General features: G+C 40.4%; 13 protein-coding genes and 1 pseudogene. 7 read left to right on the top strand and 7 right to left on the bottom strand.

Features of this window, described 5'->3' with window-relative positions:
* Both FTU35_RS10135 and FTU35_RS10130 read left to right on the top strand, forming a co-directional pair.
* A pseudogene (locus FTU35_RS10135) lies at nucleotides 1-484 on the top strand (IS30-like element IS18 family transposase); the annotation flags it as partial.
* 395 nt (nucleotides 485-879) lie between these two features.
* Nucleotides 880-1,098 carry a hypothetical protein gene (locus FTU35_RS10130; protein WP_004973244.1) on the top strand — a complete coding sequence of 73 codons (219 nt, stop codon included), beginning with the start codon at nucleotides 880-882 and terminating at the stop codon, nucleotides 1,096-1,098.
* Between the two features lie 154 nt (nucleotides 1,099-1,252).
* On the opposite strand, the gene FTU35_RS10125 is transcribed toward FTU35_RS10130, so the two are convergent.
* On the bottom strand, nucleotides 1,253-1,699 hold the full coding sequence (locus FTU35_RS10125) for a universal stress protein (RefSeq protein ID WP_004973247.1): 447 nt from the start codon (nucleotides 1,697-1,699) through the stop codon (nucleotides 1,253-1,255).
* A 50-nt stretch (nucleotides 1,700-1,749) separates the two neighbouring features.
* The gene (locus FTU35_RS10120; RefSeq protein ID WP_004973248.1) at nucleotides 1,750-2,199 is read right to left on the bottom strand and encodes a universal stress protein; all 450 of its coding nucleotides are present in this window, start codon (nucleotides 2,197-2,199) and stop codon (nucleotides 1,750-1,752) included.
* Between the two features lie 315 nt (nucleotides 2,200-2,514).
* Here FTU35_RS10120 and FTU35_RS10115 point away from each other — a divergent pair, with 315 nt between their 5' ends.
* On the top strand, nucleotides 2,515-3,486 hold the full coding sequence (locus FTU35_RS10115; RefSeq protein WP_179988659.1) for an alpha/beta hydrolase: 972 nt from the start codon (nucleotides 2,515-2,517) through the stop codon (nucleotides 3,484-3,486).
* A gap of 44 nt (nucleotides 3,487-3,530) precedes the next feature.
* On the opposite strand, the gene FTU35_RS10110 is transcribed toward FTU35_RS10115, so the two are convergent.
* The 4 genes from FTU35_RS10110 to FTU35_RS10095 all read right to left on the bottom strand — a co-directional run bounded on the left by FTU35_RS10110 (nucleotide 3,531) and on the right by FTU35_RS10095 (nucleotide 7,515).
* Nucleotides 3,531-4,706, bottom strand: coding sequence for a benzoate/H(+) symporter BenE family transporter (locus tag FTU35_RS10110; RefSeq protein ID WP_179988638.1), 1,176 nt, complete (start codon nucleotides 4,704-4,706; stop codon nucleotides 3,531-3,533).
* An 83-nt stretch (nucleotides 4,707-4,789) separates the two neighbouring features.
* On the bottom strand, nucleotides 4,790-5,452 hold the full coding sequence (gene leuE, locus FTU35_RS10105) for a leucine efflux protein LeuE (RefSeq protein WP_179988637.1): 663 nt from the start codon (nucleotides 5,450-5,452) through the stop codon (nucleotides 4,790-4,792).
* 96 nt (nucleotides 5,453-5,548) lie between these two features.
* Complete coding sequence (gene tal, locus FTU35_RS10100; RefSeq protein WP_136144603.1) at nucleotides 5,549-6,535, bottom strand: transaldolase; 987 nt, start codon at nucleotides 6,533-6,535, stop codon at nucleotides 5,549-5,551.
* A gap of 89 nt (nucleotides 6,536-6,624) precedes the next feature.
* Nucleotides 6,625-7,515 carry a LysR family transcriptional regulator gene (locus FTU35_RS10095; RefSeq protein WP_004973259.1) on the bottom strand — a complete coding sequence of 297 codons (891 nt, stop codon included), beginning with the start codon at nucleotides 7,513-7,515 and terminating at the stop codon, nucleotides 6,625-6,627.
* A gap of 107 nt (nucleotides 7,516-7,622) precedes the next feature.
* On the opposite strand from FTU35_RS10095, the gene aceI reads away from it, so the two are divergent.
* Nucleotides 7,623-8,054, top strand: coding sequence for a chlorhexidine efflux PACE transporter AceI (aceI, locus tag FTU35_RS10090; protein WP_179996420.1), 432 nt, complete (start codon nucleotides 7,623-7,625; stop codon nucleotides 8,052-8,054).
* Nucleotides 8,055-8,163: 109 nt separating this feature from the next.
* Here aceI and FTU35_RS10085 read toward each other — a convergent pair whose 3' ends face one another.
* Nucleotides 8,164-9,675 carry an acetyl-CoA C-acetyltransferase gene (locus tag FTU35_RS10085; RefSeq protein WP_180051733.1) on the bottom strand — a complete coding sequence of 504 codons (1,512 nt, stop codon included), beginning with the start codon at nucleotides 9,673-9,675 and terminating at the stop codon, nucleotides 8,164-8,166.
* 239 nt (nucleotides 9,676-9,914) lie between these two features.
* Here FTU35_RS10085 and FTU35_RS10080 point away from each other — a divergent pair, with 239 nt between their 5' ends.
* The 3 genes from FTU35_RS10080 (at nucleotide 9,915) to FTU35_RS10070 (ending at nucleotide 13,679) form a co-directional block, all read left to right on the top strand.
* A complete protein-coding gene (locus tag FTU35_RS10080) occupies nucleotides 9,915-11,306 on the top strand; it encodes a 3-oxoacyl-ACP reductase (protein WP_154320698.1) in 1,392 nt (463 codons plus the stop codon).
* A gap of 142 nt (nucleotides 11,307-11,448) precedes the next feature.
* Nucleotides 11,449-12,303 (top strand): MaoC/PaaZ C-terminal domain-containing protein, encoded by an 855-nt coding sequence (locus FTU35_RS10075; protein ID WP_179988634.1) that lies wholly within the window; start codon nucleotides 11,449-11,451, stop codon nucleotides 12,301-12,303.
* Nucleotides 12,304-12,392: 89 nt separating this feature from the next.
* Nucleotides 12,393-13,679, top strand: a complete 1,287-nt coding sequence (locus FTU35_RS10070; RefSeq protein WP_179988633.1) for a serine hydrolase — start codon at nucleotides 12,393-12,395, stop codon at nucleotides 13,677-13,679.
* The last annotated feature ends 54 nt before the right edge of the window (nucleotides 13,680-13,733 follow it).

Genomic DNA, 13,733 nt, shown 5'->3' with positions numbered 1-13,733 from the left:
GGTCATTGATCAACGACAACGTTTAGGAGATTTCGAAGGTGACACGGTGATTGGTAAACATCATAAAGGTGCTTTATTGACTCTCGTTGATCGAAAGAGCCTGTATGTACATATTGTTCATTTAGGGCCAACGAGAGCATCCTCTCAAACGATTACTTGTGCATTAGATCGTTTACAAATGAGCCATGCTTATAGTGTGACATTTGATAATGGCAAAGAATTTTCCGAACACAAAAGAATTACTGATGCTGGCATAGAGACGTATTTTGCTGATCCTTACAAGTCTATTCAGCGAGCTAGAAATGAAAATACGAATGGTTTAATCCGTCAATATCTGCCAAAATCATCATCGTTTGATGACGTGTCAAACGAACAAATAGAGCAGATAGAATTTGCACTCAACCATCGTCCTAGAAAAACACTAGGTTGGTATACACCGAGTGAAGTTATGGCTGGTTTTTATACTGTTGCACTTGCCGCTTGAATCCGCCAGATAAAGTTTGTTATCGTTATTTAGTTAGCCTAATAAGAAACCCACCGAAGTGGGCTTGTGCGATCAAACACCATCCATTGTGTCTGGGGTAGATTATCTCACGAAAATGATTAAGGTTTGATTAAGAAATTTTTGTTTTATTAAGTTTATCTTTACAAATTTGTAGCCGATGCTGCAAAGACTTTAAATCTATGTTATAGTGTAACTTGTACAATAAAAATATCTCTATTCTCTCGTAGTTATTCATCATCATGCTGTGCTGCATTTATTTTATGCACTGCAAATTAAGTGTGATGAATGTTGTTGTATTAAAAAAACTATGCTCAAAATTTTAATTTGAGCTTGATGTGTAAGTTATAAATGAATTGGTGTAAATATTGAAAAAAATGCAAACAATGCTTGCGAAAGCAGTGAATGGTCGTGAAATTATGGTGTCTTTGGTGGCATCAAAGAAAAAGCAAAATACCCGTGATGGTTTTAAATGGGTCGAAGTCGGAAAACATGTGTTGTTGGAATGTGGTCAGGAAATTGAACTGAATTTAGATGGTCGCAGTTTTTATACCGATACGCATGAAATGTTCCGTTTACCACATCGGGTTAATTAAGTTTTAGTCTGATGAATATTCAACTCAACTGGATTGCATAAAATATGTAATTTAGAAAAATTTTAAAAGTTTTATCCAGAAAAATCCCGTTCATTGGCGAACGGGATTTTTTTATTTTGTATTTTTACTGTGGCAAAGCACAGCCAGTATTGAATTAAACCTTAACAATCAAAACAGGAACAGGGGACTGAGTCAGTACGTTTTGGGCAACGCTACCAAGCATCATCTTTTTCACGCCAGTACGGCCATGCGAACCCATAATAATCAGGTCAGCACCAATTTCATTGGCAATTTGCACAATCCCTTCTGAAGCTGCAACACCGCGGATAATTTTGGTATCTACCGAAATACCTTCACGGCTAAAGGATTGCTGAATTTCAGCCAAACGATTTTGTGCATTTTGTTCAGCCTGCATGAAATAATCGGTAATTGCTGGTGCAACTTTGTAGAAGTCCACGCCTACAAAAGGATCAACTGCAATTACACTCATAATAGTAACAGGGCAATTTAGATCTTTTGCCAATGAAAGTGCTTGTTCGGCTGCAGCATAAGACATAGGTGACTCATCTACTGGAACAAGTAAGTGTTTATAAGTTGTCATGGCAAATCCTTATTAAAAATTTATGATGAAAATATGGCTTAAAATAGTGATTAAGCTTTAACTACAAGCACAGGTAATTCTGTATGACGTAATACGTCTGTGGCAAAGCTACCCAATAATAATTTTTGGAAACCTTTACGACCATGTGAACCCATCACAATCACATCGGCATTTAAGTCTTTCGCAGTTTTGATTACACCTTCAGCAGATACCAAACCCTCAACCACGCGAGTTTCTGCATTTACACCCACTGCTTTCGCAATTTCATCTGCTTCTTTTAATGCCTTTTGTGCATTGGCTGTCGCTTGCACAAAGTATTCTTTCATAATGGCAGATGAATAATTATAGTAAAAGTCAGAATCAGTAAATGGGTCTTCCGCAACAAGGCTAATTAAGGTGAGTTTACTGTTAAATACTTTGGCAATTTCAGCTGCATGTTTGACCGCTGAAAAAGAAATTTGTGAACCATCTACAGGGACTAAAATATTTTGGTACGACATGCGGGTAACTCCAGAAATTATGATTATTCGCCTTACACTTTATTGATAGCATATAGTCTATATAGGTTCAATTTAAAATCTGAAAAAAGATTGATAATTCATTTAATTACCCGCCAAATTTGCTGAAAGAAAAGATAAGCTGAAGATGATGAATTTACTCAACTCAACGGCAAAGCTATACGATAAAATAAGATGCTAAATTTGCAAAAATAAATAGACCTTCATAATTTAATTTTAAATTACTTGGGTTTGAATTGGGTGTATGAATCTTGAGGGAAATGTGGTTTGAAAATAATTTGGATGTTGCTGTGTTTTATGTTGTTAAGTGCTTGTCAAACCACGCAGCAGAACAGTCGAATCATTGCTGGTGCATTTAATCTCACCACAGGCTTGCAGCAAAAAATCATGGATCGCTATGCACCCAAAAACATACAAGTGCAACATGATATTGTGTATGCCACGCAGCCCAATTTGAGTTTTGACTTGTATCAAGACAGTCAATTGCAAGATTTAGCTGCACGCCCGACAATTGTCTGGATTCATGGTGGTGGCTGGATTGCAGGTTCAAAAGCCCACGCACGTGGCTATTTTAAATTATTAGCCGCGCAGGGCTTTAATGTAATTGCCGTACAATATCAATTTGCCCCGCATGCAACTTATCCTACTCAGTTGCAACAAATTGATCAGGTTTTAAATTACATCACGCAACATGCAGAAAAATATCAGCTTAATCCACAACAATTATATTTAGCAGGCGATTCTGCAGGGGCGAATTTAGCTAGCCATTATGCCGCATTATTGAGTAATCCTGCATTTGCACAGCAGTCTAATTTACAGCCGACTATTCAGCACAAACAACTTAAAGGGCTGATTTTGCACTGCGGGATTTATGATCTAAAAGCGTTTGTTGAAACTGCGCCAGATGAAATGAATATCGTAGAGTGGGGTGTTTATAATTTGGTGCAGGCTTACACGGGAGATCGGAAACAGGACAGTGAATTTCTGAAGAATATTTCGCCTATTCAACATTTAACGGCAAACTATCCTGCGGTATTTATCAGTGGTGGTAACAAAGACTTTTTAACAGAAACTCAATCTATGCCGATGCTGCATGCATTACAGCAACAGCAGATTCCTGTGACGACAGCATTTTATCCAGATACAAAAGCATGGTTAATTCACGAATATCAATTTTTTATGCACCAAAAAGAAAGCCAACAAACTTTTGCTAAAACAGTGGAATTTATCCGAAGCACAGCGGCCCTTAATGTATCGCGCATACAATAAATCAATACGATGCTTCTGAAAAAGTGTTTTAATCGCTTAGTTATTTAGCTTTTGCTTTGTTTAAACTTTGAAACTGCCAAAACCACACAACCAAAAATCAGTCCCCAGAATGCAGAACCAATACCAAAAAACTGCACCCCAGAAGCACTAAATAAAAAGGTCAATAAAGCGGCTTCACGTTCTGAAACGTGCTGAAAGGCGAGGGCAATGTTGTGTCCAATAGTACCGAGCAGTGCAATTCCTGCCAAAGCTGTAATAAAAACAGCAGGGAATAACATCAGTAAACTGGTAAGCGTTGCCGCAAATATCCCCATCAAGATATAAAACAAACCGCAGCTAATTCCCGCAATATAGCGCTTACTGGCATCGGGATGCGATTGATCATCTAAGCTAATCGCAGCACTGATGGATGCGATATTGACACTAAAACATCCAAATGGCGCGAAAATAACTTGTGCTGTGCCTGTCCAACCAATTAAGTGACGTACATTTGGGTTAAAACCATAGCTTTTGATCATGGCAAGACCGGGTAAATATTGCGATGCCATATTAATGACAAACAAAGGCAGGGCTAAACCTAAAATAGCAGACCAACTTAATTCAGGTTGCATCCAAACTGGTTGTGCAATACTCCATTGCACACTCGGCATTTGAAATTGCAAGAAGATTGGGCATAGTGCGACCCCAATCAATACAGTTAAAACAATGCTATAACGCGGGCTAAATCGTTTTGCCAATACATAGGCTGCCAATAAAGACAAAATAAATGCCCATGCTTCTTGCAGACTGGTAAATAGGGCAATCCCAAATTTAAGCAGCACACCTGCCAACATGGCGCTGGTTAAACTCTGTGGAATATAAGTCAGTACCTTTTCAAAAATACCTAAAAAGCCAAGCACTGCTGTGAGTACGCCACAAAATAAAAATGCGCCAATTGCTTCGTGTAAGCTATAACCGCTGCCCGTGGCGATAATCAGTGCCAAGCCTGCGGTAGACCATGAGGTCGCCACAGGATATTTAAATTTCCAAGATAAAATCAGCCCGCTTAGACCAATACCTAAACCCAACGCGCAAAACCAAGAGCTGATTTGCTCAGCACTTGCGCCTAAAATTTGTGCTGCCTGAATGACTAAAACCGCGGAAACACTAATACCGACCAAGAAGGTAATAAAACCTGCAAATACTGCAGGCACAGAGAAGTCATTTAAAAGTTTTTGCATGCTTTCTTAGACATACTTTCTATAATTTATGAACAGATCATACACATTTGAACAAATAGTCAAAAGTGTTTTTTATACTTTTTTTATAGCGTTGAGCTTGCCAGTCTAAAGCCAAAACCGCAGAACAAAATACCAATGCTTGCAACGCAAATGGCTGCAATTTTATAGCGTTGATTGAAATAACTGGCTAATTTGACTCCTGAAAAAATCAAGATAGATAAATAACCCATGCTAATGATTTGTAGGACGATGGCTAAAACAGCAAAGCTCAGCATCGGGTAGGTGTAATCAGGATTGACGAATTGCACAAAAAAAGACAAATAAAACAAAATTGCTTTTGGGTTAATAACGCTAATCATTAAAGCAGTTCGGTAGGGATGAACCCGTTCAGTTGTATTGCTCGTTGCTGTTGTAGAAAGATTGGCGTGCGAAGTTCTGGTTTGTGGAAACCATGTTTTATAGGCTGCAATCAGTAGTTTAATACCTAAATAGCCTAAGTAGAGCGCACCAACTACTTTTAATAAGGTGAATAGCCATGGAAAAGCATGCAGTAATGAGGCTGCCCCTAAAATGGTGCACACAATTAAAATCAGATCACCCGTAAATACACCGAAAGCACCTGCATAGCCTGTGCGTATCCCAAAGCGTGAAGCCACTGACATGACATAGAGTGAGTTTGGGCCAGGCAAGAGCACAATTAAGGTTGTGCCAATTATAAAAGTGCTGAGGTCACTAATACCAAACACGCAAACTCACCTAAATAAAAACCGATGTTGCAGTATAACAACATCGGTTTTGTGGCTTAGTAAAAATTTTGGAATTTTACTGGGATAGGTTAAAGCTTAAGCTTTAATCTCTGCATCTAAGCCGAAAGACTGGCGTAATAGGGTGGCAAGTTGCTCACGCGCTTTAATAAAGCCATCAATGCCGCCTTGTAACAATTGGAACGCCATCAAATCTGCTTCAAGTTGCGCTTTGAATTGTTCCTTTTCAATTGCTGCCAGTGGTTCAGCTTGAACTTGAATGCCATTGGTCGATAACGCTGCAGCGACTTCTCGTTCATCAGCTTCAAGTTCTGCCAATAAATTTGGTGCAACGGTCAATAAATCACAACCAGCTAAAGCCAAAACCTGATCAATACTACGGAAACTCGCGCCCATAATTTCAGTTTGTACTTGGTGCTGTTTATAGAATTGATAAATTTTCTTCACCGAAAGTACACCTGGATCTTTTTCAATAGGGTAGTACATGACATTTTCAGCTTTTTTATACCAATCTAAAATTCGACCCACAAATGGCGAAATCAACGTCACTTTGGCATCTGCACAAGCATGTGCCTGATGTAAACCAAACAATAAGGTTAAATTGGTGTGAATGCCTTCGGCTTCCAACACTTTCGCCGCTTGAATGCCTTCCCATGTCGATGCAATCTTAATCAAAATGCGGTCTGAATGAACACCATAAGCTTGGTACAGTGCTAAAAGTTCTTTGGCTTTGGCAATGGTCGCATCAGTGTCATAAGACAAAGAAGCATCTACCTCAGTCGAAACACGACCTTCAATCAGCTTTAAAATTTCTACACCAAATTTGACCGTTAAAATATCAATGCTGCGCTCAACCAATAGATCATTTGTATAACCTTCAGCTTTGGCTTGCTCAAATGCAGCTTCAATCAACGCTTTATTTTCAGGTTGATTTGCAGCCGCCGTAATGAGTGATGGGTTGGTGGTCGCATCCAAAGGACGAAACTTTTCAATCGCAGCCAAGTCACTACTATCTGCAACAATGGTGGTTAAGTTTTTTAGTTGATTTAAGGCTGTCTGTGTCATTCGAGATCTAGTTCTTAGGTTATTGCTTATACATTCAGTTATATCACAAACAGCTTTTAACCCAAGTACCAAGTAAGAGGGTTTGTGGATTATTTACCAGTTTTTCTCAGATTTCGGACGTGATTAATCAAAAAATGAGCAGCAGCGCCCAATTGATGTTCTCGGCTCCAGACCAAATCGACAAAATATTCAAATTTTGGGGTGAAATCTAGCAGCTGTAAAATTTTTAATTCGTGTTGTAGTTCAGGATGTTCATTCAGCATTTCCAAGGGCAAGACACCCCAGCCTAAACCCTGCTTAATCATACTGCAGGCAGAATGATGATTATCGGTACGCCAATAGTGCTTAGAAAATAACAACTCGGGTTTAATCTGCCGATCACGGCTCGCCACTACAATTTGCCGATTTTGTAAAATCTGTTCAAAACTGACTTGATCAGATTCAGCCAGCGGTGAATGTCGGGCAGCGACAGGCACTAAAATTTCACGTTTTAATTCCACAAATTGTTCACTGCTTTGTAATTGTTCGCGTTCAAACATAAAGGCCAAGTCCGCTGCTTGAGTCATGAGTAAATGCAGTGCATCTTCTTGTGGCGCAGAGAAAATATTGATCTGCAATTCAGGAAATTGCTGTTCTAGTAACACAATATAATCTGTCCAGCGAGTGTGTAGTAATTCAGACACCACCACAATATTTAAGTGTGCTTCCAGCCCAGAACTGAGCGCAAAAGCATGTTGTTTCCACTGCTTCATTTCTATGAGCAGTTGTTTGCTTTTTTCGTAAAGACTCTGCGCTTGTGGGGTAGGCAAAGGTTCACGCCCAATCCGTTCAAACAGTTTTAGGTCTAAATCAATTTCTAAATTAGCAATGGACATACTAATTGCCGAAGGCACCTTGCCCAATTGGCGTGCAGCTGCAGAAAAAGAACCCGTTTCCATGACGGTGATAAAAATAATCAGCTGATCTTGATTGATATTCATGACAGAGGTTGGCTTTTATCTTTCAATATTATTGATGGATTCTAACTCGATTGGTCAATTAAATGAAAATAAAATAAGTGGGGAAGGATAAGTATTTGAGTAAGCAGATGTTGATTTCCAAAAGAAGATGGGTACATGCCCTGAGTTATGAAGTGATTTTATTGGTCATCATTGCTTTGGCATTAAGTTATGTGTTTGAAATGCCAATGCAAGTGACAGGTGGTCTAGGCATTGCGATGGCGGTGACATCGGTGCTGTGGAATATGTTGTTTAATCACTATTTTGAAAAGTTTGAAGCGCAACACCAGCTACACAGAACTTTTAAAATACGCGTTTTACACGCAATTGGTTTTGAAGGTGGCTTAATGCTCGCCACTATTCCCATGGTGGCGTATGCACTAGAAATATCCATGCTGCAGGCAATTTTGATTGATTTATTGATGACGCTCAGTATTTTGCTCTATACCTTTATTTTTCAATATTGTTATGACCATATCGAAGCGAAATTGGGTTATGCTCCGCAACATTCAGTCAGATAAAACGCTAGTGGCTAATTAAAAGTGAGCTGCTATAAATTAAGCGCTATAAAAAAGCCACCTGAGCGAATCAAGTGGCTTTTATTGCTATCTAAATTGGAACTAGGCAGAATTATTTTTCAATAATGGCTGTTACACCTTGACCGCCTGCTGCACAGATTGACACCAATACGCGACCTGAACCTTTTTGATTCAGAAGTTTCGCCGCAGTGGCAATAATACGTCCGCCTGTTGCTGCAAATGGGTGACCTGCTGCCAAAGATGAACCTTTAACGTTTAATTTGCTACGATCAATTGATCCTAAAGGTGCATCTAAACCTAAACGCTCTTTACAGAAGTTTGGATCTTCCCATGCTTTTAAGGTCGACAAGACTTGAGATGCAAACGCTTCGTGAATTTCGTAATAATCGAAGTCTTGTAATGTTAAACCAGCACGTTCAAGCATACGTGGAACAGCGTACGCAGGTGCCATCAACAAACCTTCTTTTTTGCCTACAAAATCAACTGCTGCAGTTTCTTGGAAAGTCAAATATGCCAAGACTTCGTGACCATTGGCTTTTGCCCATTCTTCAGAGGCAAGTAATACGCAAGATGCACCATCGGTTAGTGGAGTCGAGTTACCCGCCGTCATAGTGCGCGCGTCGCCTTTACCAAAAGCAGGTTTTAACTTCGCTAGTTTTTCTACAGTAGAATCTGCACGTAAGTTATTGTCACGTTCTAAACCTAAGAATGGCGTGATGAGATCATCAAAGAAACCTTCGTCATAGGCAGCTGCCATTTTTTGGTGAGATGAAGCTGCTAACTCATCCTGCGCTTCACGAGAGATGCCCCATTCCAACGTAGTAATGGCTTGGTGGTCGCCCATTGATAAACCTGTGCGTGGTTCACCGTTACGTGGCGCATCCATTAAATCTTTAACGTTGATTTTAGTTAATGCTTTTAAGCGGTCTTTACCTGTTTTTGCAATGTTGAGTTCAAGCAAAGCTTTACGTAAACCATCACCAAAGGCAATTGGTGCGTCAGAAGTAGTATCTACACCACCTGCGATACCTACATCAATTTGACCCAAAGCAATTTTATTGGCGACTAAAAATGCAGCTTGCAAACCAGTACCGCACGCCTGTTGTAAATCGTAAGCAGGTGTTTCAGGTGCAAGGGCAGTATTCAGTACGCACTCACGGGTCATATTGAAGTCACGGCTGTGTTTGAGTACTGCGCCAGCAACCACTTCACCTAAACGCTGACCTTGTAAATTGAAGCGTTCAACCAAGCCATTTAATGCTGCTGTAAACATATCTGTATTAGATGCAGTAAAGTAAGCGCCATTAGAACGTGCGAATGGAATACGGTTACCACCGATAATAGCAACGCGGCGAACAGTGTTTTGGCTCATAATTTTATCCTGTTGAACAGAGGTATTGGTATTAGATGGTGCTTTTGTTTGCGTTGAAGCAGTTGTTTTAGCACGGCTAGTCGTGCGGGTACGTGTAGTTTTTGTCGTACTCGTGTTGGAACGGGTTGCAGTGTTGCTACTTTTGCTTGTACGTTTAGCAGTTGATGTATTTGACACAGAATCCGTTGCAGAATTTTCCACTGCTGGATTTTCTTGAGTTGTTTTGCTCATAAGGCTTTTCCAAGCATGTTAAGGGTCTACTTGATGCGTACATTAGCACAATAGTATGACAGCTGAATTGACTACAATGACATTGCAGAATGCATTCAGGTCAAGACATCTGATAATTAACTCAAGTATGATTTAGCACAAACGGGTAACGCTATTGAAATGTGGGCATTTGGCATCATATTGATGTTAAAAGATATCGTGTAATCCATCAAAAAATGAATTTATGAGAGATAATAATCATGACTGATCAATACCAAACATTTGCAAAATCTCCTATTGGTAAATTTGTCATTAAAAATTTGGGTTTACCATCCCCAACTTTTTTAGATCGTTTCGAGTCTGCAACACCAGTGGTAAAAGGTGCAGTACTTTTAGGTGCAGCCCCTGCAAGTGATTTATCTGCTGAAATTGCACAGGTTTTAGCCAATGTACATGCCAATAGTTATGCAGGCAACAATGCAGAATTGCAACAAGCTGCGGCAAAAGTAGGTTTAAATTTAGGTGCGTTCAATTCGGGCGATAAAGAATCTAAATTTAAAGTGGTGGTGTTTGATGCTTCAGGTATTGAAAACTCAGAACAATTAAAAGCGCTTTATGATTTCTTTAACCCAATCGCACGTCAAATTCAGGCTTCTGGTCGCGTGGTGGTGATTGGTACTACACCAGAAACTGCAGGCAGTGTAAAAAAAGCCATTGCACAACGCGCTTTGGAAGGTTTTGTAAAATCGGTAGGCAAAGAATTTAAAAAAGGCATTGCGGCTAACTTAATTTATGTCGATCAAGGTGCTGCAGCAAACTTAGAATCTACGTTACGTTTTGCCATTTCACCACGTTCAGCTTATGTGTCAGGTCAGGTGATCCGTGTCTCGAATGCTGCAACTGTAGAGGTAGATTGGGCAAAACCATTGGCAGGTAAAACTGCTGTAGTGACAGGTGCAAGCCGTGGTATTGGTGAAGCGATTGCGCATGTGTTGGCACGTGATGGTGCACACGTTATTTGCCTAGACGTTCCACAACAACAAGCAGATTTAGACCGTGTTGCTGCTGAAATTGGTGGTTCAACGCTAGCAATTGACATTACTGCTGCAGATGCAGGCGAGCAAATTAAAACAGCTGCCGCTGCGCAAGGTGGTTTGGATATTATTGTGCATAATGCGGGGATTACCCGTGACAAAACTTTGGCAAATATGAAACCAGAGCTTTGGGATTTAGTCATTAACATCAACTTGTCTGCAATTGAGCGTGTGAACGATTACTTATTGGCAAATGATGGTTTAAATGCCAATGGTCGTATTGTTTGCGTATCTTCAATTTCAGGTATTGCAGGCAACTTGGGTCAAACCAACTATGCAGCATCTAAAGCTGGCGTGATTGGTGTCGTGAAATTTACCGCACCTGTTTTAAACAACGGGATCACGATTAATGCCGTTGCACCTGGCTTTATTGAAACGCAAATGACTGCTGCAATTCCTTTTGCCATTCGTGAAGCAGGTCGTCGTATGAACTCTATGAGTCAGGGTGGTTTACCTGTAGACGTTGCAGAAACCATTGCTTACTTTGCTTCATCGGCATCGACAGGTATTAATGGTAACGTGGTACGTGTTTGTGGTCAAAGCTTGTTAGGGGCTTAACACCTTCAAAGTTCTCTCCCTTGGGGAGAGGATTTAGGAGAGGGAGATAAGGGGATAGATTATTAACCCTTCTCTCTAGCTTTCTCCCAGCGGGAGAAAGAACTCCATTAAATAAATTAGAAAAACTTCTCAAAGGTTCAGTATGAATACTCGCCATTTTAGTCAACTTCCAAAACCCTATTTAGCCTATCCAAAAGTGATTCAGGGCTTAATTTTTAAAAAGCCAAAAGGTGAAAAAGTTCTGCCGCAAGTTGAATATGTGGTGGATTCATTCAAGGTCGATCAAAAGCACTTAAAAGCCTATAATGCAGTGACAGGTTTTAAAAATAACGGCTATATTCCTGCAATTTATTTGGCTGTATTGTCACAAAGTCTGCAAATGCACATGATGACCCAAGAAGCATTTCCATTTGCAATTTTGGGCTTGGTGCATATTCGCAACCAAGTCAAACAAAGCCGTAAAGTTGGATTGAATGAACAACTGACCTTGTCGTGTAAATTTGGTGAATTGCAACCACATGATAAAGGCGTACAGTTTGATTTTATTACCACTGTTAAAGTAGGCAATGAGGTGGTGATTGAAGGTTTAACCACGTATTTAGCACGTCAAAAAACCACCACTAAAGCAGCTGCAAAATCTGCAGAAAGCAAAGCGCCAAACTATGCCGTTCAAGCTGAATGGGATATTTCTGAAAATACGGGTCGCCGTTATGCCTTAACGTCTGGCGATTTTAACTTAATTCATATCCACGCGATTACTGCAAAAGCATTTGGCTTTAAACAAGCGATTGCGCACGGCATGTGGAGCAAAGCCAAAGCCTTATCGAGTTTGACTTTGCCAGATGCCTATGAAGCCGATGTCTGGTTTAAGTTACCTATGTATTTGCCATCTAAAGTTGAGTTTTTAACTGCAACGGACGCTAAAAATACAGATTTTTTAATTCGTAACAGTAAAAACCAAAAACCGCATGTGACAGGTGTTGTCACCGCGCTTTAATTCAGTGATCGAAAGCCCAGATTATTTAAATTTGGGCTTTTTATTTGCGCTAAACTTTTATTAACAAGAAAAACGAGATAAACAGGACGATGCAACATTTAAAGGATTATATTTTTGCTGAAACTGAAAATTATCGTGGATGGGTTGCGCCTGAATTTCATGATTTAGCGATGCAATTTAGCCGTTTGCAAAATGCACGTAGCCAACAGGGCGGGGCTGCTTTAGCGGTGTACTTTCAAGGTCAGAAAGTCGTCGATATTTACACAGGCAAAAAGTCGCCAGATGAAGACTGGCAAGCCGATACCTTATCTGTATGTTATTCCACAGGCAAAGGTGTATTAGCGACACTGGCACATATTTTGGTCAGTCAAGGACTGGTCGATTACGATACTCCCATTTATATATACTGGCCTGAATTCGCCCAAAATGGCAAAGCATTGATGACCTTAAGGCATGTGCTGAGTCATCAAAGTGGTTTATATGACATCCGTAATATCATTGCCGATGCGACTGAAATGGCAGATTGGTCGCACATGCTGGATGTGTTGGCTCAAGCCAAGCCACGTTTTGATGTAGCAAGTGAGGCAGCGTATCAACCTTTAACTTTTGGCTGGCTGGTCGGTGGGATTTTAGAAAAAGCTACAGGTCAAAAATTGGCTGAATTGATGCAGCAATACTTGGTTGAATCTTTGGCTTTGGATGGGGCGTATTTTGGTGTGCCTGCGTCTGAGCTTTCCCGTGTCGCACGACCATTTAAAACTGCTGTGACATCAGCGCAAACAGATGCATCATCTACAAATAAACAGACAGCTAAAGTTAAAAACCAAGCTAAATCGAGCAAACGTCCTGTATCAATATTCGATAAAGTCATTGCATGGAGTGGGCAAAATCCGCAAGACTTTCAGGATGGCATGATTCCCAAAGGCATGAAAAATTTTAGTTTTTTTAGTGATACAGGCTTACAAGCCGTGATTCCTGCTGCCAATGGTGTATTTACTGCACAAAGTTTGGCACGTATTTATGCCATGTTGGCGCAGGGTGGATCATGGCAAGGTCAGCAATTGATTCAGCCTGAAGTTTTTCAGAAATTGAGCCAAGTGCAATATGTGCAGCGTGATCGGGTTATGCCTATCCCGATGCATTGGCGATTGGGCTATCACCGCGTATTAAGTTTGGGTAAGCGCTCTCACGGTTTTGGACACATGGGTTTTAATGGTTCAGGCGCGTGGTGTGATCCTGACCGTCAACTCAGTTTTGCCTATACCCATAATTTTGCTGCAGGTTCTTTAATTGGTGATTATCGACTTTGGGGACTGAGTCAGGAAGCCATTCGCTGTGCAGATCGGCAATTGCAAGGGCGTAAAGGCTGGTTTTAGGCGTGATTGTACGTTCACTCTTTGCCAAAAAAACAGTATGCTTAGACCTGTAAA

Origin of the sequence: Acinetobacter sp. YH12095, from assembly GCF_013419245.1 — a bacterium.
Lineage (GTDB): Bacteria > Pseudomonadota > Gammaproteobacteria > Pseudomonadales > Moraxellaceae > Acinetobacter > Acinetobacter towneri.
Note: the sequence above shows the minus strand (reverse complement) of the source record. Positions and strands in the feature narration are given on the sequence as shown.

What these genes read in the sequence shown, in the direction of transcription:
- aceI (WP_179996420.1), top strand. Translation starts at nt 7,623, where the DNA reads ATGTTGATTTCCAAAAGAAGATGGGTACATGCCCTGAGTTATGAAGTG.
- FTU35_RS10080 (WP_154320698.1), top strand. Translation starts at nt 9,915, where the DNA reads ATGACTGATCAATACCAAACATTTGCAAAATCTCCTATTGGTAAATTT.
- FTU35_RS10075 (WP_179988634.1), top strand. Translation starts at nt 11,449, where the DNA reads ATGAATACTCGCCATTTTAGTCAACTTCCAAAACCCTATTTAGCCTAT.
- tal (WP_136144603.1), bottom strand. Translation starts at nt 6,535, where the DNA reads ATGACACAGACAGCCTTAAATCAACTAAAAAACTTAACCACCATTGTT.
- FTU35_RS10115 (WP_179988659.1), top strand. Translation starts at nt 2,515, where the DNA reads ATGTTGTTAAGTGCTTGTCAAACCACGCAGCAGAACAGTCGAATCATT.
- FTU35_RS10125 (WP_004973247.1), bottom strand. Translation starts at nt 1,699, where the DNA reads ATGACAACTTATAAACACTTACTTGTTCCAGTAGATGAGTCACCTATG.
- FTU35_RS10130 (WP_004973244.1), top strand. Translation starts at nt 880, where the DNA reads ATGCAAACAATGCTTGCGAAAGCAGTGAATGGTCGTGAAATTATGGTG.
- FTU35_RS10085 (WP_180051733.1), bottom strand. Translation starts at nt 9,675, where the DNA reads ATGAGCAAAACAACTCAAGAAAATCCAGCAGTGGAAAATTCTGCAACG.
- FTU35_RS10120 (WP_004973248.1), bottom strand. Translation starts at nt 2,199, where the DNA reads ATGTCGTACCAAAATATTTTAGTCCCTGTAGATGGTTCACAAATTTCT.
- FTU35_RS10070 (WP_179988633.1), top strand. Translation starts at nt 12,393, where the DNA reads ATGCAACATTTAAAGGATTATATTTTTGCTGAAACTGAAAATTATCGT.
- FTU35_RS10110 (WP_179988638.1), bottom strand. Translation starts at nt 4,706, where the DNA reads ATGCAAAAACTTTTAAATGACTTCTCTGTGCCTGCAGTATTTGCAGGT.
- FTU35_RS10095 (WP_004973259.1), bottom strand. Translation starts at nt 7,515, where the DNA reads ATGAATATCAATCAAGATCAGCTGATTATTTTTATCACCGTCATGGAA.